The organism is Stenotrophomonas sp. DDT-1 (assembly GCF_001580555.1).
GTDB classification, from domain to species: Bacteria; Pseudomonadota; Gammaproteobacteria; order Xanthomonadales; family Xanthomonadaceae; genus Stenotrophomonas; species Stenotrophomonas sepilia.
Genome location: NZ_LEKR01000044.1, coordinates 1 through 24,043 on the forward strand (window position 1 = coordinate 1; position 24,043 = coordinate 24,043).

Genomic DNA, 24,043 nt, shown 5'->3' on the forward strand with positions numbered 1-24,043 from the left:
TCTCCGTTCGAATCAGAAGTTGACGGCCACATCCAGGCCGAAGGTGCGCGGGTCGTTGAAGATGCCGCTCTGGCCCAGTGCCGCGCTGTTGATCTTGTAGAACAGGTGCTGCTCATCCAGCAGGTTGCGTGCCCACAGCGAGAACGACATCGTGGTGCCGGTGCTGTTGACCGGCACATCTACCAATGCCACCCGTGCATTCACCACGAACGAGCTGTCGGTGAGCATCTGGTCGTACTCGCTGGTGTAGTAGCCGTCGGACCAGTTGCCGTCCACATGGAACTTCAGTGCCGAGAAGTTGGCGAATGGCACCAGATAGTCGACCCACAGGCTGCCCGCATTCTTCGGTGCCAGCAGCGGCTGCACGGTCACCTGCACGCCAGCGCCGAACGGGTCCGTCGCGGTCTGCGCTTCGATCTTCGTGTAGGCGTAGTTGAGGCCGAGGGTGAGGTTGTCCACCGGCATCACGTTGAATTCCAGCTCCGCACCCCGGGACTTGCCATCGCTCAGTGCGTTGGTGGTGACCATGGTGGTGCGTGTTTCACCGCTGTTCGGGTCGAACGGCAGCGAGAAGTCCATCTGCTTGTGCGCGATGGTCGAATCGAACACGGCCAGGTTCAGGCGTGCACGGTTGTCCCAGAACTGCGATTTGAAGCCGAGCTCATAGGCCGTCACTTCCTCCGGACCGAAGGCCGCGTAATTGGTCGAACGTGAGTTGGCGCCACCCGCCTTGAAGCCGGTGCTGTACCTGGCATAGACCATGGCGTGTTCGCCAAGGTCGTAGGCAATGTTGACCATCGGGTCGAAGCGGCTCCAGCGGTCCTTGAACGCAAGGTTGGTGGCGGCACCGTTGACGATGTACAGGTTGCCCTTCTTGTCATCACGGGTGTAGCGACCGCCGGCGGTCAAGTGCAGGCGCTGCAGTGCTTCCGGTGTCCACGTGGCCTGGCCGAACACGCCCAGGCTGTCGGTCCACGCCTTGCTGGCACGGTCGATACGCACCCGGGAAAGATCCAGCGGATTGGTCGCGGGGTTCACCGTGTAGCTGTTGCCACCCGGCCCCCACACCAGCATGTTCGGGGTCTGTGCATTGTCGCCAGCGGTCTCGTGGTAGTAGAACGCACCGCCAAGGAACTGCACCTGCGAGGTGTTACCGATCAGCTGGAATTCCTGGCTGTACTGGTGCTGGTAGACCTGGGCCAGGCTGTAGCGGCCGAACGGCGTGCCGGCGCCACCATAGGCCGAGATCGCATCGACCAGGCCCATGTCGAACTGGCCCTGGGTCAGCTCGCGGTAGGAACTGATCGACTTCAGCTCAAGGTTGTCATTCAATGCCCACGACAGGTTCAACAGATGGCCGCTGGTGCGGCCGATATTGTCTTCCTGCGGCCCGCCCAGGATGGCGCTGTCGCGGCGGTCCTGGCTGGCACCTGCCTTCTGCAGCGGGCTGAGGTAGGCGCCTGGCACCAGCACCTGGGTGTGATACGGCGTGGTGGCATCGTAGGAGCGGTCGAAGGCGTACAGCAGCGAAAAGTCATCGCTCGGCTGCCACAGCGCGCTCAGGCGTGCGCCGCGCTTGTCGTAGCTGTTGAAGTCGCGCTCGCCGCGCATGGGATTTTCGGTGGTGCCGCCGCGCTTGGCCTGTACGGCGTCGATCTTGAAGCTGACATCGCCCACCTTGGGCAGGTCCAGGTGCAGCGCACTGTTGTACCCACTGAAGTTGGACACCCCGGCGCTGACGCTGCCGCCAAACTCGCCGGTCGGCGCCTTGGTCACGATGCTCACCGCGCCGCCTTCGGTATTGCGGCCGAACAGCGTCCCCTGCGGGCCCTTCAGCACTTCGATGCGCTCCACGTCGTAGAGCATGCTGCCCAGGCCCTGCGCGCGGCCCATGAACACGCCATCGACGTAGATGCCGACACCGGCATCGCGCGCCGGCTGGTTGGCGTCGCCGGAGGCGCCGATGCCACGGATGCCGATGTTCAGCGCAGAACTGCGGGTGGCGAACGGCGTAACCCGCAGCGAGGGAATGGAGCCATCGGACAGGCTGCCGAGCGATATCGCGCTGCGATCCTTCAGCGCTTCGGCATCGACCACCGACACCGAGATCGGCGTGTCCTGCAGGTTGGTGGCGCGCTTCTGTGCGGTCACCGTCACCTGGTCCAGGGCGACCACGGTGCGAGCCGCATCGGCGGATGCGCCGGCGTCGGCGCCAGGGCTGTCTTCGGCATGGGCCAGCGTCGGCAGAGCGGCGGCGATGGCGAGGGTGAGCAACGGGCAGTGCAGCGTGGCGTGGCGCATCGGACTCATTCGCGGGAGGAGAAGACCGGCGCAGTCTGGGAGGCGGGAATTACAAATGAATGACCGTTCATTCACACCTTCTGTGACGTACTATCCCGCCTCTGGATGCCCCGACTTCACCCAATGACGCCGAAAACCGCCGTAGCAGTAGCCGCTGACGCCCCAGCCGCCGCCCATGCCGAATCCCAGCGCCGTCGCATCCTCGACGCCGCCCAGAAGTGCTTCATCACCCGCGGATTCCATGCAGGTTCGATCGGCGACATCGCCGCCGAGGCCGAGATCAGCCAGGGGCTGATGTACCGCTATTTCGCCAACAAGCGCGCCCTGATCCTGGCCCTGATCGAGCGCCAGCTGCGCCACGACCAGGCCTCGATCAGCCAGATGCCGGCGGCGTCGGATCTGGTCGATGGCCTGCTCGCGTGCTACCAGCAATGGGCACGCGGCGAGGTGCTGCCGATCCACGGCAATGCCATCGCCAGCGTGGCGCTGTATGCGGAAATCAACGCCGAGGCGCATCGCGACCCGGTGCTGGCCGGGGTGCTGCGCACCCATGACAAGCAGACCAGTGCCGCGATCCATGCCTGGCTGCGCCAGCGTGATGTCGATCAGGGCCGGAGCGTGGACGAAGAGCAGATTGCCGGACGCACCCTGCTGCTGCGGCTGCTGGTGGAAGGCCTGGCGATGCGTGCGGTACGCGACCCGGACCTGCCGCCGGAACGGGTACGCGCCCTGCTGGCCGATGCCATTGCGCGGGTGATGGCCGATTGAGGGGCGTTGAGGCGCGCCCTCACACCGCCTCCCGCCCTACCGGTTCGATACTCGCGCGATCCAACCTGCCGAGGATGCTGCAATGGCCGCCGTGCTCCCCCGTACCTGCCTGCTCGCGCTGTGCTGCCTGGCGCTGCCCGCCCTCGCCCAGGAGGCCTCGTTCGGCTTCGGCCAGCAGACCGCCCGCACCGACCAGACCACCCATTCGAGCAGCACCGAGATCCAGAACAGTGGCTCAATGACCACGCAGACCACTACCAGCGGCAGCTCGCAATCCGAGTCGCGCAGCGAAAGCAAAGGCATCGACGTGGGCTTCGGCGTCCATGACAACAACGACGACTGGCGCGATGACCGCGATACACGCGACAGCGACCTGGTCGGCAGCTGGACACTGGGCCAGGAGAACGGCAGCACCTGCACCATCGAGCTGAAGAACATCGAGTGGTTCGGCGGCTACAGTGCCTATGTGCCTGCCGGCTGCCCGGATGGCTTCTTCTCGGCCAACCGCTGGGTGCTGTCGGGCAACCAGCTGCTGCTGACAGACACCAGCAACACCGTATTCGGGCGCTTCCGCGCGTCGGGCGGCGGACGCTGGACGGGGTACCGTGAATGGGATGGTGCGCGCTTGTATCTCAATCCCAAGGGGCGCTGATCGCACCGTGCACGCAGCAGGCACGCGCTGATCGGGAATATCAGGCATCCGCCCCACCCCGCAGCTGACATGTCCGCTCCCTCCGGCTCCCGTCTCGTCATCTATGCCGCACTCGCCGGCAACCTCGCCATTGCCATTGCAAAGTTCGTCGCCGCCGGCATCTCCGGCAGCTCGGCCATGCTCAGCGAAGGCGTGCATTCGCTGGTCGACACATTGAATGAACTTCTGCTGCTGTACGGGCTGCGCCGTGCCGGCAAGGCGCCGGATTCCCTGCATCCGTTCGGCTATGGCCGCGAGCTGTACTTCTGGAGCTTCATCGTCGCCCTGCTGGTGTTCGCGGCCGGTGCCGGCGTTTCGGCCTACGAGGGCATCCAGCACATCCGCAGGCCGGAGCCGGCCACCAACCATGCGTTGAGCTACAGCGTGCTGGGCATTTCCATCCTGTTCGAGGGTGGCTCCTGGTGGGTGGCGCTGCGCGAGTTCCGGCGTACCAAAGGCAAACTTGGCTACTTCGAAGCCTTCCGCCGCAGCAAGGATCCTTCCACCTTCACCGTACTGCTGGAAGACAGCGCTGCGTTGCTCGGGCTGGGCTTCGCACTGATCGGCCTGGTGGCCGCGCAGGTGCTGGACATGCCGGTGCTTGATGGCGTTGCGTCACTGTGCATCGCCGGCGTGCTGGCCGCCACCGCCTTCCTCCTGGCCCGTGAGACCAAGGGCCTGCTGGTCGGAGAACCTGCCCATCCAGCAGTGGCCGAGCGGATCATGGCGGTGGCCGAAACCGATCCGGACCTGCGCCGCGCCAATGGCGTGACCACCATGCAGATGGGCCCGGAACAGGTCGTGGCCATGCTCAGCGCCGAGTTCGAGGATGACCGCCGGACCCCGCAGATCGAAGCCTGCATCACCCGCATCGAAACGGCGGTGAAGCGCGAGTATCCGGAACTGGTGGCACTGTTCATCAAGCCGCAGACGCCGGAGGTGTATGCCGCCCGGCGCGCTGCATTGGCCGCACCGCCTGCGCCGGAATGACGCGGCGTCCGCGCCCGTTTCACCTGATCGATGCCACAGTGCCACGGTCTTTCACCCGAGCCTGCCACCACCGTGCCGGATTGGTTGCCCGCCTCCCTGCAGATCCTGCCGCGCCGCTTCTACCGGCGTCCATCGACCGACGTTGCGCCGGAGTTGCTCAACAAGCTGCTGGTGCGCGACGATGGTCGCGCTGGCCGCATCGTGGAGGTTGAAGCCTATGCCGGCAGCGACGATCCCGCCGCGCACTCCTATCGCGGGCCAACGCCGCGCACGGCCAGCATGTTCGGTGAGGCCGGCCACCTCTATGTCTACTTCACGTACGGCATGCACTGGGGCAGCAACGTGGTCTGCGGAGAGGTCGGTGAAGGCGTGGCGGTGCTGCTGCGGGCCATCGAGCCGTTGCTGGGCCTGGAGCGTATGCGCGAACTGCGCCCCGCCGCGCGCCGCGACCACGATCTGGCCAGTGGCCCCGGCAAGCTCTCGCAGGCCTTCGGGTTGGACCGCAGCTTCGACGGCGCCGATCTGGTGACCGGCAGCCATGGCATCGTGATCGCCAGCGATGGCACCCCGCCTCCGTCCGACCCGGAAGTTGGTCCACGCATCGGCATCACCCGAGCCGTCGATTTCCCCTGGCGATGGCACGTCCGTGACCACCGTCACGTATCGGTGCGGCGACGCCGCATCTCCGCCCCCGCAAGGAAACGTTGATGACACCTCTCGACAAGCCGTTGCGACGCGAACTGGAGATCGATGGCCAGCCCTACACCCTGACTGTGGACCCTGAAGGCCTGAAGCTGGCGGAGAAGGGGCGACGCAAGGGCATTGCGTTGCGCTGGCAGGATCTGGTGTCCGGGGACGCGGCGCTGGCAACCGCATTGCAGGCGTCGCTGCGCGAGCACTGAACCGGCGCACCCAGCTCACGTCGGCATCACCCAGCCATGGCGATACATAACGCCGCACCTACTACGTTAGCCCCAGACAGCCGCCGCAACCGCCCTCGCCACCCAGCCCTGAAAAGCGCCATGGACGAAGCCGAACGACTGCTCGAAATCGAACGACTGCACCTGTTGGATACGCCGCCGGAGCCGGTGTTCGATGCCATCGTCGCCGCCGCCCGCGCCGCAACCGGCATGACCATGGGCCTGATCAGCGTGGTGGCCGAAGACCGCCAGTGGTTCAAGGCCAACATCGGCCTTGAGGGCGTCCGCGAAACGGCCCGCGAAATTTCCTTCTGCACCCATGCCATACGCCAGGACGAGCTGTTCGAGATACCCGATGCGCGCCAGGACCCACGTTTCTCCACCAATCCCCTGGTGACGGGTGGGCCGCGTATCCGCCACTACGCTGGCATCCCTCTGGGCTCGGCGCACGGCGCACGTATCGGCACGCTGTGCCTGCTCGACCCGATGCCCGGTGTGCTGTCCCCCTCCCAGCGCGAACTGATGGTGCATCTGGCGCGGGTCACCACCCAGGTGCTGGAACAGCGCAGCACCCTGATGGCGCAGGTGGGCCAGGCCAAGGCGCTGCATCGCGAGCTGAAACGCAGCGAGGACTTCCTGGAGCGTACCAACCGTGCCGCACGGGTAGGCGGCTGGGAGATGGACCTGCTGACCAACGAGGTGCGCTGGACACGGGAAACCAAGCAGTTGCATGGCGTACGCAGCAACTTCGAGCCTACGTTGGAGACCGCACTCTCGTTCTATCGCGAGGACAGCCGCAATATCATCCAGGCTGCGGTAAAGCGCTGTATCGACGAAGGCGCTTCCTGGGAAGTACAGCTACCGATGACCACCGCCGACGGTCGTGCGATCTGGACCCGGGTCGTTGGCAGCCGGCAACAGGTCGACGGCCATCCGCGCCTGGTCGGGGCGATCCAGGACATCACGGACGAACGAGCCGCGCTGGACGCGCTGGAAGCGAGCGAAACCCGCTACCGGCGGTTGTTCCACTACAGCCTGGGCCTGATCTGCACCCACGCGCTGGACGGCACATTGACCTCGGTGAATCCCGCGGCGGTGCAGTCGCTGAGCTTCGAGGAAAGCCAGATGATCGGGCGCAGCCTGTGTGACCTGATGCCGCCGGAAAAACGCGAGGGCTTCAAGGCCTACCTCGCTCGGATCCGGGCAAATCACACCGACGCTGGCGTGATCGAGCTGATTGCCGCCGACGGTACGCGCCACTACTGGGCGTACCACAACGTGCTCGACAGCGAGGCCAGCCCGCCCTACGTGCTGGGACATGCACAGGACGTCACCGCGCTGCGGATGCAGGAGCAGCAGCTGCGCGAAATGTCCTTCAAGGATCCGCTCACCCAGTGCTACAACCGGCGCTACCTGCACCGGCTGGATGAACTGATTGACGAGCGCTGGGCCTGCGTGATGTTCGACCTGGACCACTTCAAGCACATCAACGACACCCAAGGCCACCGGCGCGGCGACGCCGTCCTGGTCGAGTTCGCCACGTTCCTGCGCTCACCGCTGGGCAAGGATGAGACAGTGGTACGGCTCGGTGGCGACGAGTTCATGGTGGTGCTGGTCGCGCCAGCGAATGGCCGCCTGAGCGAACTCGAGCACTGGTACCAGGACCACGCCGCGCTCTCGCCCAGCGCGTTCTCGATGGGTGCGGCCATCAACACGCCCGGCGAGCCGGTGGCCGACACCATCCAGAAAGCGGACAGCCGCCTGTATCGCACCCGCGCACGGGTACGCCGCGAGCGACGCGAGGACCCAGCCGCGCGTTGATCACGCGCTTACCGTCACCCAGGCCGGCGCGTGGTCGCTGGCCTTTTCCTGCAGGCGTACCCAGCGGTCGACGCCAGCGTCCTTCAGTCGCTCCGCCAGTACGGGGTTCAACAGCAGATGATCGATGCGCAACCCACGGTCGCGCTCGGCATGCTGGCGGAAATAGTCCCAGAAGGTATAGATCGTGGCGTCGCCGTGCACCTCCCGCACCGCATCGGTCCAGCCCTGCGCCAGCAGTCGTTCAAAGGCTTCGCGCACTTCAGGCTGGAACAGCGCATCGCGGCGCCAGGCCTTCGGGTCATAGACATCGGCGTCCGTGGGAATCACGTTGAAATCACCCAGCAGCAGCGCCGGATGCGGCAGCTCGACCAGGCTGCGCGCATGCCGGATCAGGCGCTCCATCCAGCGCAGCTTGTAGTCGAACCTGGGCCCGGGCTGCGGGTTGCCGTTGGGCAGGTAGAGGGCACCCACGATGACCCCGTGCGCCGCCGCCTCCAGGTAGCGGCTCTGGGTGTCCTTGGGCTCGCCCGGCAATCGGCGGCGGCTCTCGACCGGCGCGGTCCCTCGTGCCAGCAGCGCCACGCCGTTCCACCGCGCCTCGCCCTGCCAGAGCGCGCCGTAGCCCGCCTCTTCCAATACTGAAGCCGGAAACGCGGCGTCGGTCGCCTTCAGTTCCTGCAGGGCAACCACATCCGGCGATTCCCTGTGCAGCCAGTCCAACAGCTGCGGCAAGCGTGTGCCGATGCCGTTGACGTTGAACGTGGCAATGCGAAGCGTTTTACGTCGGGCCATGCAGGAAGACTCCTCGGCGCCGGGAATGAGCATTCACTGTGCGCGCCCGCGCATGCAGAGTCCGTGGATGCCATGTCATGACAGGGTGCCATCCGTTTCACGAACCGCTGCCACGGGCGACAGCAGGCTGGTCACCCGTGGCCAGTGACGGAGAAGCCCCATGGCGGTGCGCCCGCTGCGCGCGATCTACCAGGTCGACCCCTACCTGTTCCGCGACAGCAATGGGCGCGGCTGGGGCACCCTGGATGGCATCACCGAAAAGCTGGACTACCTGCAGTGGCTCGGTGTCAGCCACCTGTGGCTGCTGCCGTTCTATTGCAATGCCGGCCGTGACGGTGGCTACGATGTCACCGATCACTACCGCATCGATCCACGCCTGGGCGACCAGGCCGCGTTCCAGCACCTGGTCGATGCTGCCGACGCACGCGGTATCGGCATCATCGTAGAGCTGGTGATGCAGCACACTGCCAGCGCCCACCCGTGGTTCGTCGCCGCGCAGCGGGGCGACCCGGCATGGCGCCGCTGGTACCTGTGGAGCGACCACGTGCCCGACGACGGCCTGCAGCCGATGTTCCCGCCGATCGAGGCGTCTGCCTGGACATGGGACGCCGAGGCCGGCGCGTTCAACCGGCACATGTTCTACCGGCACGAGCCAGACCTGGAGCTGGCCCATGCGCCAGTACGCGACGAACTGCTGCGGGTGATGACGTTCTGGATGCAGCGCGGCGTGGCCGGCTTCCGCGTGGATGCGGTCCCGTACATGGTCGAGCGCGCCCGCCACGCGGACCCGCGCGACGACGGGTTGTGGCTGCTGGAGGAAATGCGCGCCACGGCAGATGCGCAACAGCCAGGCCTGCCGCTGATCGGCGAAGCGGATGTCCGCGCGTCCCGCTACGGTGACTTCCTGTGCCAGGGGCGGCGGCTTTCGCACCTGCTCGACTTCCATCTGAACAATCATTTCTTCCTGGCCCTGGCGCGCGGCGACGCCAGCGAAGTGGCCCGGGTCATGGCCGAATACGGATCGCAGGCGCCGCCGCACACCCGCATCGCCTGGCTGCGCAACAATGATGAGCTTGACCTGGAGCAGCTGCGGCCCGACGAGCGCGAAGCGGTGATGGAGTGCTTCGCGCCCGAACCTGGCATGCGCATCTATGGCCGCGGCATCCGCCGCCGGCTGGCGCCCATGCTGGACGGCGACACCGGGTGGCAGGCCATGGCCTGGGCCGCACTGCTGTCGCTGGGTCAGGTGCCGGTGATCCGGTATGGCGAGGAAATCGGCCTCGGCGACTGCCTGGAACTGCCCGAGCGCAACGCCGTGCGGATGCCGATGCACTGGCACGATCGCCCAGGGGCGGGGTTTACCGAACAGCCACGGCATGCGTGGCGCGCGCCTCCGGCAGACGGCGCTTACGGTTACCGGACGGTGAATGTCGAGGCGCAACGCGCGACGCCCGGCTCGCTGCTGCGGCGTGTGCGCGAGCTGCTGCAGCAACGCAATGCCCATCCCGTGCTGCAGCAGGGGCCACACACGCTCGATCCACCCTCACCCGCGCTGCTGATGCTCCGCTACGGCGACGCACCCCGCCAGGCGCTTGCACTGATCAACTTCGGCGACAACCCGGTTGATGTGGACGTACCCCTGCACGGCCCGCTGCACACGCTGGTGGGCCACGGCACCACCATGCAGGATAACCGCTGCTTCCTGCAGGGCCACGGCTATGCGTGGCTGGCCGCCGAGGGCGTCTGAGTGCGCAGTGCGGGCAGCACGTGTTCGGCGAAGTCGTCGATGAAGCGGTCCTGCTCGCGGTTCACGTTGTGCAGGTAGATGCGATCGAAGCCCAGTGAGTGCAGTTCCTGCAGCCAGGCCCGGTGTTGGCCAAGATCCGCCGAGACATGCACGTGCTGGCGCAGCACCTCGGCACTGACCGACCGAGCCTGTGCCTCGAACTGCTCGGGCTGGTCCAGGCCTTCGGCCAGTTCCGGTGGCAGCACATTGGCGCTCCACTGCTCCATCGCGCCTTCCAGTGCCGCCTGTTCGGCACGCGCGTAGGAGAGCTTGGCCTGCAGATACATCGGCTTGCCCCTGCCACCGCCCTGTTCGAACGCCGCCACCACACGCCGCAACTGCGCCAGTGGCTGGCTGATGGTGATCAGGCCATCGGCCCAGCCCCCCATCCAGCGTGCGGTTTCCTCAGTGACGGCCGCCCCCAGTAGCGGCAAGGGCAGCGCCGGGCGACTGTAGAGCCGTGCCTGCCGCACCTGGAAGCCACCGTCGTGGTCGACCCGCTCGCCGCCCCACAGCCGCCGCATCACCTCGGCAGCATCGCGCAGCGCCTTCTGCCGCTCGCGCTTGGCTGGCCACGGCTGGCCGGTGATGCGCTCGTTCAGGGCCTCGCCGGTGCCCAGCGCCAGCCAGATCCGGCCCGGCGCCAGCTGCTCCAGCGTCGCCGCTGCCTGTGCCACCAAGGCCGGGTGCTGGCGCAGCATCGGGCACGTCACCATGCCCAGGGTCAACGCGCTCTGCACCGCCAGCGCGCCGGCCCACACCCAGCTGTGGCCCGACTGCCCTTGTGCGGTCGTCCAGGGGTGGAAATGGTCGGAGCACATCAGGGCCTCGAATCCCGCCTGTTCGGCGCGCAGCGCCAGGCCCAGCAAGGTGGCGGGCGGGAACTGCTCATGCGATGCGTGGTAGCCGATGGTCATCACGGATTCCGTGCGGGGACTGGACACGATGGCAACACCCCTCCGGCTAAAACCGCGTCATGGAAACGAACACTTCCTGCATCGGGCATCGACGCTGGGCTATCGCCGAAGGCTACATTCCAGCCTGGAGCAACGGCCCGTCACCGGAGATGCAGAGTCACGAAACATGCTGCGTCCTCAATGCCGGCAACGAGGACGCACATGTCACCCTGACCCTCTACTTCGAGGACCGCGATCCGGTGGGCCCCTACCGGATCACGGTGCCGGCACGGCGCACCTGCCATCTGCGCTTCAACGACCTGCAGGATCCGGCACCTGTGCCGCGCGGCACGGGCTTCGCCACCCTCGTCGAATCCGACCAGCCGATCATCGTGCAGCACACGCGGCTGGATTCACGGCAACCGGCCAACAGCATCATGACCACCATCGCGCATCCAGTGTGAAGCCGCGCGCGCAGGCGTCCACGCTGCAACGACACCGCGCCCTCCAGCCGTTTACCCGCTTGGAGGGAGACTGGCGCCGGTTTCCTTTCGGAGAGTGACGATGGCCCTGCCCGACTACCCACGCCCGCCCTTCCCGGCCCAGCAGCAATCCTTCCCCGGCAAGACTGCGCAGATGCAGCCCCGGCCGGACCACGGCGAGGACAGTTATCGCGGGCATGGCCTGCTGCAGGGCAAGAAGGCACTGATCACCGGCGGTGACAGCGGTATCGGCGCGGCGGTGGCGATCGCTTTCGCGCGCGAAGGCGCCGACGTTGCCATCGCATTCCTCGATGGCGAGCAGGACGACGCCCGCCATGTGCAGCAGCAGATCGAACAGGCCGGGCGCAAGGCCGTGCTGGTGCCCTGTGACATCAGCGACCCGGCGCAGGCGCGATCGCTCGTAGACCGCGTGGCCAGTGAACTGGACGGTCTCGACATCCTGGTCAACAACGCGGCCTACCAGCGCTACTACGAGCACTTCGACGACATCACCCTGGATGACTGGAAGCGGACGTTCGATACCAACGTGCATGCCGTGTTCAATCTGACCCGGCTGTGCGTGCCACACCTGCGCGGTGGCGGTGCGATCATCAACACGGCGTCGGTCAATTCCAAGCGACCGACGCCGAACATCCTTCCCTATTCTGCAACCAAAGGTGCCGTCGCCAACCTGACGCTGGGGCTGGCCGGGCTGCTCGCCGAGCATCAGATCCGCGTCAATGCCGTGCTGCCCGGCCCGATCTGGACGCCGTTCATTCCCGCAGGCATGGCCGCCGAAGAGGTCGAACAGTTCGGCGCACAGACGCCGTTCGGCCGCCCCGGACAGCCGGCCGAGCTGGCCTCGGCCTATGTGATGCTGGCTTCGGACAGCGCCAGCTACACCTCCGGTGCGCTGCTGACCATCTCCGGCGGCGCGGCAACACTGTGACCCCTCATGGCCGGACTGCCCGCCTGGATCGAGGACTGGCTGACCGTCGTTGTGCCGGTGGCCGAGGTGCTGGCCATCCTCGGCGTCGCATGGGTGATGGTGCATGCCCTGGCGTGGCTGCTGGTGCAGGCGCGGCGGCGCGGCAGGCTGGCACCAGAGCTTCATGTGGGCCTGCGCCGCGGCGGTGCCTTGCTGCTGTATCTGGCGGCCGCGCTGCTGATACTGGAGCGACTGGGCGTGTCGCGCTCGGTGCTGTGGACCGCGCTGACCGGGTTCATGGCGGTCGGTGCGGTGGCGTTCTTCGCCGCGTGGAGCGTGTTGTCCAACCTGTTCTGTTCGTTCCTGATCGTCGCCACGCGCCCGTTCCGCATCAATGACACCATCGAAGTGCTGGAAAGCGTGGACAAGCCGGGCTTGTGCGGTCAGGTGGTTGATATCAACCTGATCTACACCACGCTGAGTGATCGTGGCGACGGCGCGCGCGGTTGCCTGCTGCGCGTGCCGAACTCGCTGTTCTTCCAGCGCATCACCCGGCACTGGGGTGACGGCGGCTATTCCCAGCTGCCAGGAAGCGTGCCAATCAAAGGCAAGGTGCGCTGAGTAGCTGTAGAGCCGAGCCCATGCTCGGATTGCTGCGCGCAGCGCTCGGTGCGCGCGACTTGAACGGAGTGCAGCCGAGCGCGGGCTCGGCTCTACAGGTGCCATAGCGGGCGGCCCTATTCCGCCGCCAGTGCCTGGATAGGGTCCAGCTGTGCAGCACTGCGTGCCGGGAAGCAGCCGAAGCCCAACCCGATCACAGACGAACACACCAACGCGGCCAGCACCAGATAGGTACCCATGCGCCGCTTGGCGCTACAGGAACTCCGCCATGCGCTGCAGCTCGTCGTCCAGCGCGCCACCAAACACCTTGTCGCGGGCCAGCGACTTGCCGGCATAACCCACGCTCGACACCAACTCACTGTCGCGCACGCTCAGGTTGGCCCAGCCCACTACCTGGTCGTGCCACAGCACCGGCAGTGCGTAGTAGCCGTACTGGCGTTTCGGCGCAGGCGTGTACGCTTCGAACTTGTAGACCCAATTCCACAACAGCTCGAAACGGCGGCGGTCCCATACCACCGGGTCGAACGGCGCCAGCAGGCGCACCTGCTCGTCTGGCGCGTGCCGGCGCGAGCGTGGATTTTCGTCTGCCGGCCAGTACCAGGTGGTGCCCTCCAGCGTGCAGCTGGCCAGCTGCTGCTTGGCCAGCGCCAATGCCTTGCGGGTCTGCTCGGCCAGATGCGGTGCACCATAGCCCAGCAGGCGCACCAGATAGGTAAGGCTGGCCGATGGCAGCGGCGCGTACTTGCGCACCACCAGATCAATCAGGGCAGCGGCGCGTTCGATCTGTGCCTGCTCGCTGGCATCCGGTTCGGCGTGCTCGGCCACTGCATAGATGCGCGTGCCACTATCACGCCGCTGTACGCGCAGCAGGCCGCGGTAGTGCATGCCGTCCAGCAGATGCGTGCTGGCGTTGCTGGTGCCGCCCCAGTAGTTGGTCACCCGCCCATGCGCAAACGCCTGGTCGACCTCGCGGGGGTGTACGCTGCCGCGCTCGCGCACGAACGCCAGCACCTCGGCCGCGCGGCGATGGGTCTCGGCGTCCCACTCGCGCTTGGACACGCGCGGGTGCATCAGCGCCAGATGCTCGCGCGGCAGGAAGCCGTAGTTCACCAGGCAGTCCTCTTCCACCGGCAAGCGCGCATAACGACGTTCAAGATCACCCGCGCGATAGTCCTTCACCCGGTGCCGCAGGGTCAGATCCTGCGCGCGTGCCGGTGCCCGGATCGGGTCGGCCTGCACGAAGCCCAGCTTCCGGATCGCGGTCAGCAGCGTGGTCGGCTTGAACAGGGTGCGCGCCACCGCATAGCGGCGCAGATCTTCAAAGGTGGGCGTGGCTGGCATGGCCGCATTGTAGATCCACGCCATGCGTGGATGGCATCACGGTGACCCGTCCGCGTCCTCCGCATCCAACAACTGCAACGACCCGATCACCAGCGCCCGCATGCCCTGCTTGAACTCGGTGATCACCTGGCCTTCTTCGTCGTCCGCAATCGCGTAGATGGTGTCGGCACCGGCGATGCAATAGAACGCGATCGTGGCCAGCAGCCAGCGTGCCTTGTCCATCGGCAGGCCGAACACTTCGGCCACATGCGCCTGGTGCGAGGCAATCTTTTCCAGCATCGGCGCGGTCGCCACCGTGCGCCGCAGCAGGTATGGCGGCAACCCGGGATGCGCCTTCACCACCTCGCACAACGATTCCACGAACACCATCAGATAGCCCTGCAGGCCGCCCGCCGCATCGGCCGACGCGCGCGGGACCTGCCAGCGCTGGAACACGGCTTCGGCCACCAGCCGCTTCAACGCCTCCAGGTTCGCCACGCGCTTGTACAGCGCGGCCTGGGTCACCGCCAGTTCGGCGGCCACGTTGGCCATGGTCAGGTTGGGCAGACCCAGGCGGATGCCGATGTCGGCCAGGCGCTCGGGGGTGATGGTCGGTGGACGGCCGCGAGGCGGCACCGTGGTTTCGCGTTGCGTGCTCATACCCTGCCGAGGGTGCCAGCAAAGGGACCCTCTTGTCCGCTTCGGTCTCTTTAGTTTAATTTACTCAACTAATTCGGAATGCGTCTGGTTCGCAATCATGGCGCCGTCCGGATCGAGCCCGTGGCTCACTTCCCGCCAGGTCCCCACCCAGCCGACAACCCCGCGCTGCGCCCTCCCCCGTGCTTGCCGTTGGCCGCGCGCCAGGCGCGCTCGCCCTCGCGATTCACAGGACCCTGGCATGACCGTATCCCCCTTCTCCGCTTCACAGAACCAAGCTGCCGCCGTGTCCTGCAGCCAGCCACTTCCACACGGGCTGGCCCGGCGCTACCGCGCATCGGCGCTCGCGCTTGGCCTGATGGCATCGTGTGCCGCGCTGGCCGAAACCGCGCCGTCCACCCTGCCCTCGGTGCAGGTACAGGAACAGCGCCGCGTGACCGGCGACTATGCCGGCGGCCAGGTGGCCGCCGGCGGCCGTATCGGCCTGCTCGGCGACAAGGACTTCATGGATACGCCGTTCAGTACGGTCAGCTACACCGAGTCCTTCATCCGCGACCGCCAGGCCAAGGACCTGACCGACGTCATCGCCGCCACCGACCCCACGGTGTTCAGCAACGGCGTCACCGGTTCCTGGAGCGAGAACTACGCAATCCGCGGCTTCGCCTCCAGCACCAGCGACACCACCTTCAACGGGCTGAGTGGCATGGCGCCCTACTACCGCACCTCGCCGGAAATGTTCGAACGCATCGAGGTACTGAAGGGCCCCTCCGCGCTGCTCAATGGCATGCCGCCGGGTGGTTCGGTCGGCGGCAGCGTCAACCTCGTGCCCAAGCGCGCTGACCAGCAGCCGCTGTTGCGGGTCAGCGCCAACTTCGCCTCCGACGCGCAGTTCGGCACCCATGTGGACATGGGCCGTCGGCTCGGCGCGGACAAGCAGTTCGGCATCCGCTTCAACGGCGCGTACCGTGATGGCGATGGCGCCGTGGGCAAGCAGCGCAAGAAGGTCCAGCTCGGTTCGCTGGCACTGGACTGGCGCGGCGAACGTGCGCGGCTGTCGGCCGACCTGTACAGCGCCGATGACCGTGTTGACGGCCCCGCACGTGGCGTCGGCCTGGCACCCGGCGTCGCCATTCCGCGGCCGCCGCGTGGCGATACGCTGATCAACCCGGACTGGGCCTACGTGGACAGCCAGGACAAGGGCGCGATGCTGCGCGGCGAACTGGACATCAACGATACCCTGATGGCCTACCTGGCCTACGGCACCAGCAGGACCGACTACCGCTACAACGGTTCGATCAGCGCGCAGATCCTCAACCCGGCCGGCGACTTCACCACGGTGATCGGCCAGCTCGCCTTCGATATCAGGAAGCAGTCCGGCGATGCCGGCCTGCGCGGTTCGTTCCGGACCGGCAGCGTCGGCCACCAGTGGGCTGCCAACGTGACCCACTACCAGCACACCCAGAACGACTACGGCCGCCGCAGCGTGCCGGGCTGGGACTGGACCACCAACCTGTACAACCCGGTTTGGGGCCCGGCCGCGCCGTTCGTGGCGCCACACATCTCGCATACCGAACTGCAGCTGGACAGCCTCGGCGTTGCCGATACCCTGTCCTTCGCCGATGAGCGCGTGCAGTTGACCCTGGGCGTGCGCCGCCAGCAGGTGGTCAGTGAGACCTTCAACGTCGCCACGGGTGCACGCACCTCGCGCTACGACGAGAGCGCCACCACCCCGGCAGCGGCACTGCTGGTGAAGGCCACCGACACGATCTCCCTCTACACCAACTACATCGAGGGCCTCAGCCAGGGCGCCACCGCGCCGATGACCGCCGCCAATGCCGGCGATGTATTCGCGCCGTTCCGCACCAGGCAGAAGGAGCTGGGCCTGAAGCTGGACCTGGGCCGCTTCGCGCACACCTTCAGCCTGTATGAAATCAAGCGCCCCAGCAGCTACACCGACCCGGTCACGAATATCTTCTCGTTCGGCGGCGAACAGCGGAACCGGGGCATGGAATGGGGCTTCTTCGGCACACCGATGGACGGCGTGCGCCTGCTCGGTGGCGTGGCCTATGTACAGCCGAAGCTGACCCGCACGGCTGGCGGCGTGAATGAAGGCCGCATGGCCACGGCAATTGCGCAGCGGCAGGCCAAGCTGGGCGTGGAGTGGGATGTGCCCGCGCTGGAAGGCCTGACCCTGACCGGTAATGCCACGGCGATGTCGAAGCAGTACATCAGTGCCGACAACCGCCTGTCGGTGCCGGGGCGCACGTTGTTCGACGTGGGCGCGCGCTACAGCACCACACTGGCCGGCAGGCCGCTGGCGCTGCGCGCCACGGTGAACAACGTGACCAACAAGGCGTATTGGGGCATGCCGTTGCTTTCCAGCCTGGCGCTGGGGGCACCGAGAACGGCTTTGTTCTCGGCAACCATGGATTTTTGAGAAGTTATCCACGCATGGCGTGGATCTGCTGTGGAGCCGAGCATAGACTCGGCTCTCCAGCAGCAGCCGGGGTCAGATCCCCTTGCCTTGGCAAGGGGATCTGACTCCGATGCAGGCTCACTTACCAGGCCATGCGCAAACCCACTTGACCACCCACGTTGCGATAGCCGCGGTCACCGCGCTGCACGCTCAGGCCGCCCCACGCGCCCCAGCGCTGGCCCAGCTTCAGCTCGGCACCGGCCTGCACTTCGTAGCGGTTGCGCGGCACGTCCGCGCCCAGCGTGTCACCGTTGAACTGCAACGTACTGGTTCCGCTGCCACGCAGCCAGTTGACGCCCAGGTACGGCTGCACGGTGTTGCCGGCGGCAGTGCCATGACCGAACACGCGCACGCCCAGGCGCCCGCTCAGGCCACCGGCATCGGCGTGGTCGATCACCGTGCCATTGCTCTCCACGTGGCGATCGGCGCGGAAGTCAACATGACTCAGCTGCAGCTGCGGCTGCACATACAGTGCGCTTGCGGCACCCTGCCACACGTTGAAGGTGTAGCCGGTCTCCAGCGACGCACTGGCCATGCGCGAATCGTAGTGCTCCGGCGCCAGGCCGATGCCCTGCACCCGGTTGTCGAATCGGCCGTATTGCAGGGTCGCATCCACATACGCGCCTCGCGTGCCATCGGCCTCCTGCAACCAGGTGCCGTACACGCCCACCGCGCTGCCACGCACCCGACCCTTGGCACTGTAGCCAGTCAGATCAGACACTGCGCTGCTGTCGGCGCGACCACTGCCCAGCATCACCCCGGCAGCCGCGTTGCCACGCCGCAGCAGGTCAGTACCGATCTGCAGCACCGAGGTGTTGCCGTTGGCCAACAGCTGGCCACCCACCACGGTGAAGTTGGCCTGACCATGCCCGACCCGTGCCCAGGCATTGCGTGCATCACCTCCATCCAGGCTGCCCAGCCGATCACTCAGCCGGTGGCTGAACATGCCCAGCGCAGCGATTTGATTGGCCAGGTAGACACCGGCCTCCGGGCGCAGCACAGACGGCGGAGTGACCGGGTCAACCGGGTCAACCGGCTCGATCGGCGCACAGCCCGGCACCAACGGATCGACCTGGCACGGATCGGGCGTCGTCGGCAATTCGGAACGCAGGTACCAGTTGCCTTCACCGCCGGCCACACCACCCTTGTGCAGGAAATACTCGTTGGTGCCGGCAACGGTACGCCCAGCAAGCGTATAGCTCGCATCCGACCTGCCATCGACCTGGATCACGGTGATGCCTTCAAGCGTCGCTGCACCCACACCGCCGACGTTGGACACGTAGACGCGCGCATCGCCATGGGTGTCACCCACCACATGCAGGCGATCCACGGCCGAGTCATCGCCTTCCAGCGCCCCACGGAAGTAGAGGTGCGCATCCTCCGTATGCAGATCACCCTCAACCGTCAGCGAGTTGAAGCGCGCTCCCTCGGAAAGATGCAGCGCACTGCTGCGGACATCAAGCGATCCGACACGCGAATCTCCACTCAACGCCCAGGTACTACCATTCTCCAGCCACAACGAACGCACGGCGTCCGAACGTCCCGTCCACGTTGACGCACCGGACAGCCGCACGTGCAGATCCGCCGCCGCGCCGACAGGGCTCGACGTAACGCCCGGTGCCGAAACAATATCGCCGCGGATTTCCGAGCCTCCGCTCAGCACGACATCGACGCGTCCGGTAGCTGCTGGATCCCGGGATACCGCTGTGCCATTCCCGCCATACAGGAATGCGCCGTTGGACAGTTCAATACGGGTGTCGCCGCTACCTTCAATGCGCACTGCGCCATGCTTTTCACTGAAAACCACCGTGCCATCCAGCTGCAGCTGGCTGGCATCGCGCAGTACCGCGCCCCACGCGCCTGCCCCCAGAGCCATCACATCAGTGCGTTGCAACTGGACGTGGCTGCCTCCTGTGGCGACGATACCGTGTGCCGCATTTCCCGAGGTCTGCACTGTCGCCTGCGACAACGCGAGCTGCGCGTTGTCCAGGTCGACACCCCTTGCGGCGTCACCGCGGGTTTCAATGGCGATCTGCGTTCCATCGAACCCCGCCGCCACTGCCGCAATACCCGCCGCGCCATCACCCGTGGTCAGAATGCTGCTGGAGCGACCCAGGAACACGGCGCTGCCCGCTCCCTCCACGCGCACGCCGGCAGCTTTCTCACCCTGGGTTGACAAGTGGATGCCGTCGTCGCCGAAGATCATGCCGCCATTAAGTGCATGGAAGGCGTGCTGGGCAGGATCAGTGGTGACATAGTCACCCGCTGCAGGCATTTTGAAGTCCTCACCCGCGATGCTGCCATCAGCGACAACATGCTGTGCCATGGCCAGCGGGATGTGAAACAGGATGCCGGCCAATGAGGCGGCAAGGAGATGACGAGGTGGCGCCGAACGCATCAATGCTTCTACTTGTTGTGTATCCGGAGAAAAGGCGGATTTCAGAAGCGGCCACTGTGTCAGTTCACCCAGAGCATCTGAATACAACTTGTTTCAAAGTTGATCACGACAAACTATGGCGATCTACGCCATTCATTGTCAGCTACCGCTGATTCGTCGCACCCAGACAGACATCACCAGGCCATGCGCAAACCCACTTGGCCGCCCACGTTGCGATAGCCACGGTCACCGCGCTGCACGCTCAGGCCGCCGCACGGCCCCCCCAGCGCTGGCCCAGCTTCAGCTCGGCGCCGGCCTGCACTTCGTAGGCGGTGTGGCCGTATTCGCCTTGGCAATAAGACCTGACGCGTCCGGCGAAATGTTGCCTGCGTACAACCCCGTCGAAGCCTCGCCGGAGATCCGCAGGTGCGACCGGCCGATCCTTGCGCCGTCCACATGGTTGCTGGCCATCACCACGGCGTCGGACATCATCCCTTCAGTCTCGACCGGGCTGTCGTCCATCACCAGATAGCCATGGTGATGATGTCCATCTCCACGCCAGGCCAGCGATCGCGCCTGCCGATCACGGTGGCGTCGTAGACCTCCAGCGACCGATCGAACCAGAGACCGTGTGCGGCAATCTCAACGCCGCACAGGTAGGACACCTCTACAGCCGGATCACCCGGATCTGCCGGGCGCGGAATGCTCGGGCAAGGCACGCCGGGAGGAGCGGCGGCCACCGATGCTGCGGGCAGAACCAGGGCCAGCACCAGTGCTGCCGCCAGAGGCTGTCGGGTGAGGTTGTTCATGGCGTCCAGGAATCGAAAGGTGTTATGCCCGGAAACTTTCGCGCCGTACGCCACCGAATGCCATGCAACTTGCTGCAAATCCATCCGCACTACGAACGCTGCAGCCAGCTAAACAAGACATGCCCCATCGCGATTGTCTTTTCTCGCAGTACGCCCGCACAACGCGGTTGCTGTAGCGCTGAGCCATGCAAGGCTCCGTCTGGTCCGGTGAGCCGAGCGCGGGCACGGCTCGACGGATCGTCAGGCAATTCGCGAACGCCATCCACGCATGGCGTGGATCTACAAAAGTGCACTATCGGATTCGTACGAATCCGATAGTGCCCTTCCCGGCCGTACTCCACCATCGGCGTGACCCTCCCCACGCGGTGGTGCCATGCGCCTTCCAGCCTTTCCCTCGTTCACCACGTCGTTGCGACATGTGCTGCTCGCAACACTCCTGCTCGTACCCCCGCTGGCAACCGCCGCCTCGGTCTGCGTCATGCGCTCGGGTGAGCGCCTGCTGCTGGTGCAGGATGTCACCTCGCGCTGGCAGCTGCCTGGCGGAACGGCAGAACACGGTGAATTGCCGCAACAGACCGCCGCCCGCGAAGCGCTGGAAGAAGCTGGGTTTGCCGTCGCCACCACCGACCTGCTGGACGACAGGGCGGGTGTGCATGTGTTCGCCTGCCGTGCCCTCGAACCCGTCCAGGTGCACGGCAATGCGGTGAATGTGCTGGATGCGCCGCACCTCGGGCGGGAGATCATCCAGGCGCGCTGGGTCAGCCGTGACGAAGCCCGCCAGCTGCGCACGCGCTTCCCGCAGCAGCTGGAGCACGCGTATCAGCGCCTGCACGCAGTAGCCGAGAGTGAAGTACGCCCCGTCGCGCGCTTCGGGGCCGCCTCGGCCTTCCGCCAAGCGGAGCTGGATCGCGTGCACCGCACCCAGCAGTGGCCGGTGCGCGGGCTGGCGATGATTGGCAACGTCCTGGGCGAATTCTGGTTCTATCTGCTGGCAATGCCCGTGTTGTGGGTTGCGTTCGGCGCGCAGGCATCCCGCCTGATGCTGATGGCGTTGATGGTGGTCACGCTGGCCGTGCAGAGCATCAAGGTCTTCGCACCGGTGCCACGCCCCTTCAGCTTCGACGCCACGCTCAGCCTGGCCGGTGCCGCCGGCCCTTCCCTGCCCAGCGGGCACACCACCAGCGCCACCTGCTTCTTCGTGCTGGTCGCGCTGTGGTTGTTGGCACGCCAACACATCACCGGAAGGTTCAAACGCTCGGCAGTGCTGGGTATCGCGCTGCTGGCCGGGGTGATCGCCGGAATGGCCCGGGTCTGGCTGGGGGTTCACTATTGGAGCGATGTTGCTGCAGGGTTGCTGTTGGGTAGTGCGATCGCGGCTGGAATCCATGCGCTGGGGACATCGCTGGCACGCCACGAACACCCGGCGGTGCGCGAGCGGATCTGCTGGGCTGCCATTGCCTGCGTCAGCCTGGCCGTGGGTGTGGCCTGGCAGGCCATGCCGCTGCTATTGCCGTTCTGCGTAGCAGCCGCCTGCGCGGTGCTGCCGCGTGCAACCCGGGAGCGAGCGTCGATGCGCTCGGCAGCATGGCTGCTGGCCGGCCTGCTGGTGCTGGGTGGCGTGTGCCTGCCGATGGCACAGCGCGCCGAACCGTTCGTGCTTGCGGCCGGCCTGCAGGCGCTGGTCTACGCGGGGCTGGGCGCGTGGGTGGCGTGGGGTGCCAGTGCGGCTGCCGCGTGGTGGCCGATGAGGCACCCGCGGTAGCGGCCACGCATGGCGCCCAGCCATGCTCGGCTGCGTCTTGTCCGGCTCTACATGAACGGCATCCACGCATGGCGTGGATCTACTCGGGATGCAGGCGGTAGATGGCGTGGCTGGTCAACGCCAGCGCGGCCAGCTTCAGACCTTCCATCACGCGATCGCCCACGTACTGTTCCGGGCCGCCATTCTGGCGGGCGCGTTCGGCCGCCAGCAGGATCTCCTGCACGATACGCAGCCCGGCCAGTGCACCGTCGGCGTCGGCCAACGCCAGGCACCGGCCCGGCAGCTGATGGCGCTCGGGCCAGGGCTGGCCGTCGGCAGCCGCGCCCAACCCGATGCGATGCAGCAGGGCCGTCAGGTTGTTGGGCTCGGGCGGGATGTCGTGGCCTTCATCGGCATTGGCCGGGGCGTGCTGATGGGGGAACTCCGATGCGTTCATGGCAGGTCTCCGTGCAAGGCATGCGGGACCACCGCCCTTAACAGTCAAGGCGGCGGACGGTACGTGGCTGGAATCCGGTGGTTGCGTGAAGACAGTCCGGTAGGCACGCTTGCGCGCACCTCCACGCACCGCCCGCCATAAGGCGCGGACGGGTTGTCAGCCGGCGCCGCACAAGGCGACGCCGGCTGACAAGCGCGAACAACACAACCAGCGGGGATTCCAGCCCCCGGCCATCCTTTTTCGATGGCACCCCATCATGTGCACAACGGGGTGGCAGGCGCCAACAACCCAAGTGCAAAGACAGCAACGTTCACGCAGTGGCCGCATTGTCGCATATCGACAATCGAGCCGAAGATTCAACAACTTGCGCCACGCCAACGGCGGCGTTCCCCGCCCGCATCGGCACCGCGCATTCCTTGACCGCATCCGGCATTCAAGACAGGCGACGCGCCAGTTGCGACGTTACGCAAGCAGATAGGCAATCAACGCCAGCACCGCCAGATGTCCCACGTAGTACCCGTAGAACACCCACCGCCAGCGCGGCAGTGGCCAATTCACCCGCGCGGCCAGCAGCACCACCGGTATCGCCAGCAGCGCCCAGCCGTTGTGGTTCGCCCAGCACACCGCTGCGAGCCCGACCAGCAGCAGCCACCACGCGCGATGCCGGAACGCGATCCAACCCACCAGCACGCAGCCGACACCCGCCCACTGGTAATCCACGAACATCGGCAGCACGCCGGCAGCCAGCAACAGCAGAACGGGCCGATGGTTCGCCAGCGCATGAACGGCCACGGCCGCCAGCGTTAAGGTAAGCAGGATGTTGAGCGGCAGCCAGGAACCAAACGCGAATGCGTGCACTGGCTGGGCGATCAGCCCCCAAAGCACGAGCCGGCGTATCGATTTGCGCAGGTCGGCCCCGGGCTGGGCCAGGTTGCAGGCCATCACCAGCGCGAACAGCGGGAAGGCAATACGCCCCAGTTCGCTGACCACCGGCACGTAGCCGCCGAAGGTCACCTTGGCCACGTGATCACCCGTCATGGCCAGCAGTGCGACCCACTTCAGCAGCTCGCGCGCGCCGCTGCCAAGGGTGAAGTTGAAGGTTGACGTCCCTGTCGTGGTCGCTTGCATCGCGGAAGCTTATGCGCATCGGCCAGCCCATTTCCAGCGCCGCGCAGGAGCCCGTCGCTGCAGCCCGCAGGTGGCGGCGCTA

Annotated in this window: 23 protein-coding genes; 12 read left to right on the forward strand and 11 right to left on the reverse strand. The window is 66.3% G+C overall.

Annotation, left to right across the window (positions count from 1 at the left end; translation table 11 throughout):
- Positions 1–12 precede the first annotated feature (12 nt).
- Positions 13–2,301: a TonB-dependent receptor gene (locus tag AB839_RS17275; RefSeq protein ID WP_197467694.1), complete on the reverse strand. Its 2,289-nt coding sequence runs from the start codon at positions 2,299–2,301 to the stop codon at positions 13–15.
- Between the two features lie 123 nt (positions 2,302–2,424).
- On the opposite strand from AB839_RS17275, the gene AB839_RS17280 reads away from it, so the two are divergent.
- The 6 genes from AB839_RS17280 to AB839_RS17305 all read left to right on the forward strand — a co-directional run bounded on the left by AB839_RS17280 (position 2,425) and on the right by AB839_RS17305 (position 7,491).
- Positions 2,425–3,069 carry a TetR/AcrR family transcriptional regulator gene (locus tag AB839_RS17280; protein WP_061480300.1) on the forward strand — a complete coding sequence of 215 codons (645 nt, stop codon included), beginning with the start codon at positions 2,425–2,427 and terminating at the stop codon, positions 3,067–3,069.
- An 82-nt stretch (positions 3,070–3,151) separates the two neighbouring features.
- Positions 3,152–3,721, forward strand: coding sequence for an AprI/Inh family metalloprotease inhibitor (locus AB839_RS17285; protein WP_061480301.1), 570 nt, complete (start codon positions 3,152–3,154; stop codon positions 3,719–3,721).
- 69 nt (positions 3,722–3,790) lie between these two features.
- On the forward strand, positions 3,791–4,750 hold the full coding sequence (locus tag AB839_RS17290; RefSeq protein WP_061480302.1) for a cation diffusion facilitator family transporter: 960 nt from the start codon (positions 3,791–3,793) through the stop codon (positions 4,748–4,750).
- A 72-nt stretch (positions 4,751–4,822) separates the two neighbouring features.
- Positions 4,823–5,458: a DNA-3-methyladenine glycosylase gene (locus AB839_RS17295; protein ID WP_061480329.1), complete on the forward strand. Its 636-nt coding sequence runs from the start codon at positions 4,823–4,825 to the stop codon at positions 5,456–5,458.
- Complete coding sequence (locus AB839_RS17300; RefSeq protein ID WP_061480303.1) at positions 5,458–5,652, forward strand: hypothetical protein; 195 nt, start codon at positions 5,458–5,460, stop codon at positions 5,650–5,652. Before AB839_RS17295 ends, AB839_RS17300 begins: the two co-directional genes overlap by 1 nt.
- 120 nt (positions 5,653–5,772) lie before the next feature.
- Complete coding sequence (locus AB839_RS17305) at positions 5,773–7,491, forward strand: diguanylate cyclase (RefSeq protein ID WP_061480304.1); 1,719 nt, start codon at positions 5,773–5,775, stop codon at positions 7,489–7,491.
- Here the strand turns inward: AB839_RS17305 and xth are convergent, their stop codons facing one another.
- A complete protein-coding gene (xth, locus tag AB839_RS17310) occupies positions 7,492–8,283 on the reverse strand; it encodes an exodeoxyribonuclease III (protein ID WP_061480305.1) in 792 nt (263 codons plus the stop codon).
- Between the two features lie 160 nt (positions 8,284–8,443).
- Between xth and AB839_RS17315 the strand changes: the two genes are divergently transcribed.
- A complete protein-coding gene (locus AB839_RS17315; protein WP_061480306.1) occupies positions 8,444–10,030 on the forward strand; it encodes an alpha-amylase family glycosyl hydrolase in 1,587 nt (528 codons plus the stop codon).
- Here AB839_RS17315 and AB839_RS17320 read toward each other — a convergent pair.
- A complete protein-coding gene (locus AB839_RS17320) occupies positions 10,000–10,986 on the reverse strand; it encodes a TIGR03885 family FMN-dependent LLM class oxidoreductase (RefSeq protein ID WP_061480307.1) in 987 nt (328 codons plus the stop codon). The genes AB839_RS17315 and AB839_RS17320 overlap by 31 nt on opposite strands.
- A 59-nt stretch (positions 10,987–11,045) precedes the next feature.
- Between AB839_RS17320 and AB839_RS17325 the strand changes: the two genes are divergently transcribed.
- The 3 genes from AB839_RS17325 (at position 11,046) to AB839_RS17335 (ending at position 12,996) form a co-directional block, all read left to right on the forward strand.
- Positions 11,046–11,429, forward strand: coding sequence for a sensory rhodopsin transducer (locus AB839_RS17325; RefSeq protein ID WP_061480308.1), 384 nt, complete (start codon positions 11,046–11,048; stop codon positions 11,427–11,429).
- 100 nt (positions 11,430–11,529) lie between these two features.
- Complete coding sequence (locus tag AB839_RS17330; RefSeq protein WP_019659796.1) at positions 11,530–12,396, forward strand: glucose 1-dehydrogenase; 867 nt, start codon at positions 11,530–11,532, stop codon at positions 12,394–12,396.
- Between the two features lie 6 nt (positions 12,397–12,402).
- A complete protein-coding gene (locus tag AB839_RS17335) occupies positions 12,403–12,996 on the forward strand; it encodes a mechanosensitive ion channel domain-containing protein (protein WP_061480309.1) in 594 nt (197 codons plus the stop codon).
- Positions 12,997–13,112: 116 nt separating this feature from the next.
- Here AB839_RS17335 and AB839_RS22045 read toward each other — a convergent pair whose 3' ends face one another.
- From AB839_RS22045 to AB839_RS17345, 3 genes are read right to left on the reverse strand one after another with little or no spacing between them, the layout of a single operon-like run.
- Positions 13,113–13,235, reverse strand: coding sequence for a hypothetical protein (locus AB839_RS22045; RefSeq protein ID WP_260619799.1), 123 nt, complete (start codon positions 13,233–13,235; stop codon positions 13,113–13,115).
- A gap of 13 nt (positions 13,236–13,248) precedes the next feature.
- Positions 13,249–14,361, reverse strand: a complete 1,113-nt coding sequence (locus AB839_RS17340; protein ID WP_241776799.1) for a crosslink repair DNA glycosylase YcaQ family protein — start codon at positions 14,359–14,361, stop codon at positions 13,249–13,251.
- Between the two features lie 12 nt (positions 14,362–14,373).
- Positions 14,374–14,976, reverse strand: a complete 603-nt coding sequence (locus tag AB839_RS17345) for a TetR/AcrR family transcriptional regulator (RefSeq protein WP_061480310.1) — start codon at positions 14,974–14,976, stop codon at positions 14,374–14,376.
- Between the two features lie 238 nt (positions 14,977–15,214).
- Between AB839_RS17345 and AB839_RS17350 the strand changes: the two genes are divergently transcribed.
- Complete coding sequence (locus AB839_RS17350) at positions 15,215–17,410, forward strand: TonB-dependent siderophore receptor (RefSeq protein ID WP_061480311.1); 2,196 nt, start codon at positions 15,215–15,217, stop codon at positions 17,408–17,410.
- A gap of 121 nt (positions 17,411–17,531) precedes the next feature.
- Here AB839_RS17350 and AB839_RS17355 read toward each other — a convergent pair whose 3' ends face one another.
- The 3 genes from AB839_RS17355 to AB839_RS17365 all read right to left on the reverse strand — a co-directional run bounded on the left by AB839_RS17355 (position 17,532) and on the right by AB839_RS17365 (position 20,635).
- Positions 17,532–19,724 (reverse strand): autotransporter outer membrane beta-barrel domain-containing protein, encoded by a 2,193-nt coding sequence (locus AB839_RS17355; RefSeq protein WP_241776800.1) that lies wholly within the window; start codon positions 19,722–19,724, stop codon positions 17,532–17,534.
- A 402-nt stretch (positions 19,725–20,126) separates the two neighbouring features.
- Complete coding sequence (locus AB839_RS17360) at positions 20,127–20,348, reverse strand: hypothetical protein (RefSeq protein ID WP_061480313.1); 222 nt, start codon at positions 20,346–20,348, stop codon at positions 20,127–20,129.
- Entirely contained in the window at positions 20,348–20,635 is a 288-nt protein-coding gene (locus AB839_RS17365) for a hypothetical protein (RefSeq protein WP_061480314.1), read from the reverse strand. The genes AB839_RS17360 and AB839_RS17365 overlap by 1 nt, the downstream gene beginning before the upstream one ends.
- 373 nt (positions 20,636–21,008) lie before the next feature.
- Between AB839_RS17365 and AB839_RS17370 the strand changes: the two genes are divergently transcribed.
- Complete coding sequence (locus AB839_RS17370; RefSeq protein WP_082783370.1) at positions 21,009–22,397, forward strand: phosphatase PAP2 family protein; 1,389 nt, start codon at positions 21,009–21,011, stop codon at positions 22,395–22,397.
- A 79-nt stretch (positions 22,398–22,476) separates the two neighbouring features.
- Here the strand turns inward: AB839_RS17370 and AB839_RS17375 are convergent, their stop codons facing one another.
- Both AB839_RS17375 and AB839_RS17380 read right to left on the reverse strand, forming a co-directional pair.
- The gene (locus tag AB839_RS17375) at positions 22,477–22,833 is read right to left on the reverse strand and encodes a hypothetical protein (protein WP_061480316.1); all 357 of its coding nucleotides are present in this window, start codon (positions 22,831–22,833) and stop codon (positions 22,477–22,479) included.
- A 462-nt stretch (positions 22,834–23,295) separates the two neighbouring features.
- The gene (locus tag AB839_RS17380; protein ID WP_061480317.1) at positions 23,296–23,961 is read right to left on the reverse strand and encodes a TraX family protein; all 666 of its coding nucleotides are present in this window, start codon (positions 23,959–23,961) and stop codon (positions 23,296–23,298) included.
- Between the last annotated feature and the right edge of the window lie 82 nt (positions 23,962–24,043).

What these genes read in the sequence shown, in the direction of transcription:
- AB839_RS17380 (WP_061480317.1), bottom strand. Translation starts at nt 23,961, where the DNA reads ATGCAAGCGACCACGACAGGGACGTCAACCTTCAACTTCACCCTTGGC.
- AB839_RS17345 (WP_061480310.1), bottom strand. Translation starts at nt 14,976, where the DNA reads ATGAGCACGCAACGCGAAACCACGGTGCCGCCTCGCGGCCGTCCACCG.
- AB839_RS17355 (WP_241776800.1), bottom strand. Translation starts at nt 19,724, where the DNA reads ATGCCTGCAGCGGGTGACTATGTCACCACTGATCCTGCCCAGCACGCC.
- AB839_RS17335 (WP_061480309.1), top strand. Translation starts at nt 12,403, where the DNA reads ATGGCCGGACTGCCCGCCTGGATCGAGGACTGGCTGACCGTCGTTGTG.
- AB839_RS17370 (WP_082783370.1), top strand. Translation starts at nt 21,009, where the DNA reads ATGCGCCTTCCAGCCTTTCCCTCGTTCACCACGTCGTTGCGACATGTG.
- AB839_RS22045 (WP_260619799.1), bottom strand. Translation starts at nt 13,235, where the DNA reads ATGGGTACCTATCTGGTGCTGGCCGCGTTGGTGTGTTCGTCTGTGATC.
- AB839_RS17350 (WP_061480311.1), top strand. Translation starts at nt 15,215, where the DNA reads ATGACCGTATCCCCCTTCTCCGCTTCACAGAACCAAGCTGCCGCCGTG.
- AB839_RS17325 (WP_061480308.1), top strand. Translation starts at nt 11,046, where the DNA reads ATGGAAACGAACACTTCCTGCATCGGGCATCGACGCTGGGCTATCGCC.
- AB839_RS17375 (WP_061480316.1), bottom strand. Translation starts at nt 22,833, where the DNA reads ATGAACGCATCGGAGTTCCCCCATCAGCACGCCCCGGCCAATGCCGAT.
- AB839_RS17300 (WP_061480303.1), top strand. Translation starts at nt 5,458, where the DNA reads ATGACACCTCTCGACAAGCCGTTGCGACGCGAACTGGAGATCGATGGC.
- AB839_RS17315 (WP_061480306.1), top strand. Translation starts at nt 8,444, where the DNA reads ATGGCGGTGCGCCCGCTGCGCGCGATCTACCAGGTCGACCCCTACCTG.
- AB839_RS17275 (WP_197467694.1), bottom strand. Translation starts at nt 2,301, where the DNA reads ATGCGCCACGCCACGCTGCACTGCCCGTTGCTCACCCTCGCCATCGCC.
- AB839_RS17330 (WP_019659796.1), top strand. Translation starts at nt 11,530, where the DNA reads ATGGCCCTGCCCGACTACCCACGCCCGCCCTTCCCGGCCCAGCAGCAA.
- AB839_RS17290 (WP_061480302.1), top strand. Translation starts at nt 3,791, where the DNA reads ATGTCCGCTCCCTCCGGCTCCCGTCTCGTCATCTATGCCGCACTCGCC.
- xth (WP_061480305.1), bottom strand. Translation starts at nt 8,283, where the DNA reads ATGGCCCGACGTAAAACGCTTCGCATTGCCACGTTCAACGTCAACGGC.
- AB839_RS17320 (WP_061480307.1), bottom strand. Translation starts at nt 10,986, where the DNA reads ATGACCATCGGCTACCACGCATCGCATGAGCAGTTCCCGCCCGCCACC.
- AB839_RS17340 (WP_241776799.1), bottom strand. Translation starts at nt 14,361, where the DNA reads ATGGCGTGGATCTACAATGCGGCCATGCCAGCCACGCCCACCTTTGAA.
- AB839_RS17285 (WP_061480301.1), top strand. Translation starts at nt 3,152, where the DNA reads ATGGCCGCCGTGCTCCCCCGTACCTGCCTGCTCGCGCTGTGCTGCCTG.
- AB839_RS17365 (WP_061480314.1), bottom strand. Translation starts at nt 20,635, where the DNA reads ATGAACAACCTCACCCGACAGCCTCTGGCGGCAGCACTGGTGCTGGCC.
- AB839_RS17360 (WP_061480313.1), bottom strand. Translation starts at nt 20,348, where the DNA reads ATGGACGACAGCCCGGTCGAGACTGAAGGGATGATGTCCGACGCCGTG.
- AB839_RS17305 (WP_061480304.1), top strand. Translation starts at nt 5,773, where the DNA reads ATGGACGAAGCCGAACGACTGCTCGAAATCGAACGACTGCACCTGTTG.
- AB839_RS17280 (WP_061480300.1), top strand. Translation starts at nt 2,425, where the DNA reads ATGACGCCGAAAACCGCCGTAGCAGTAGCCGCTGACGCCCCAGCCGCC.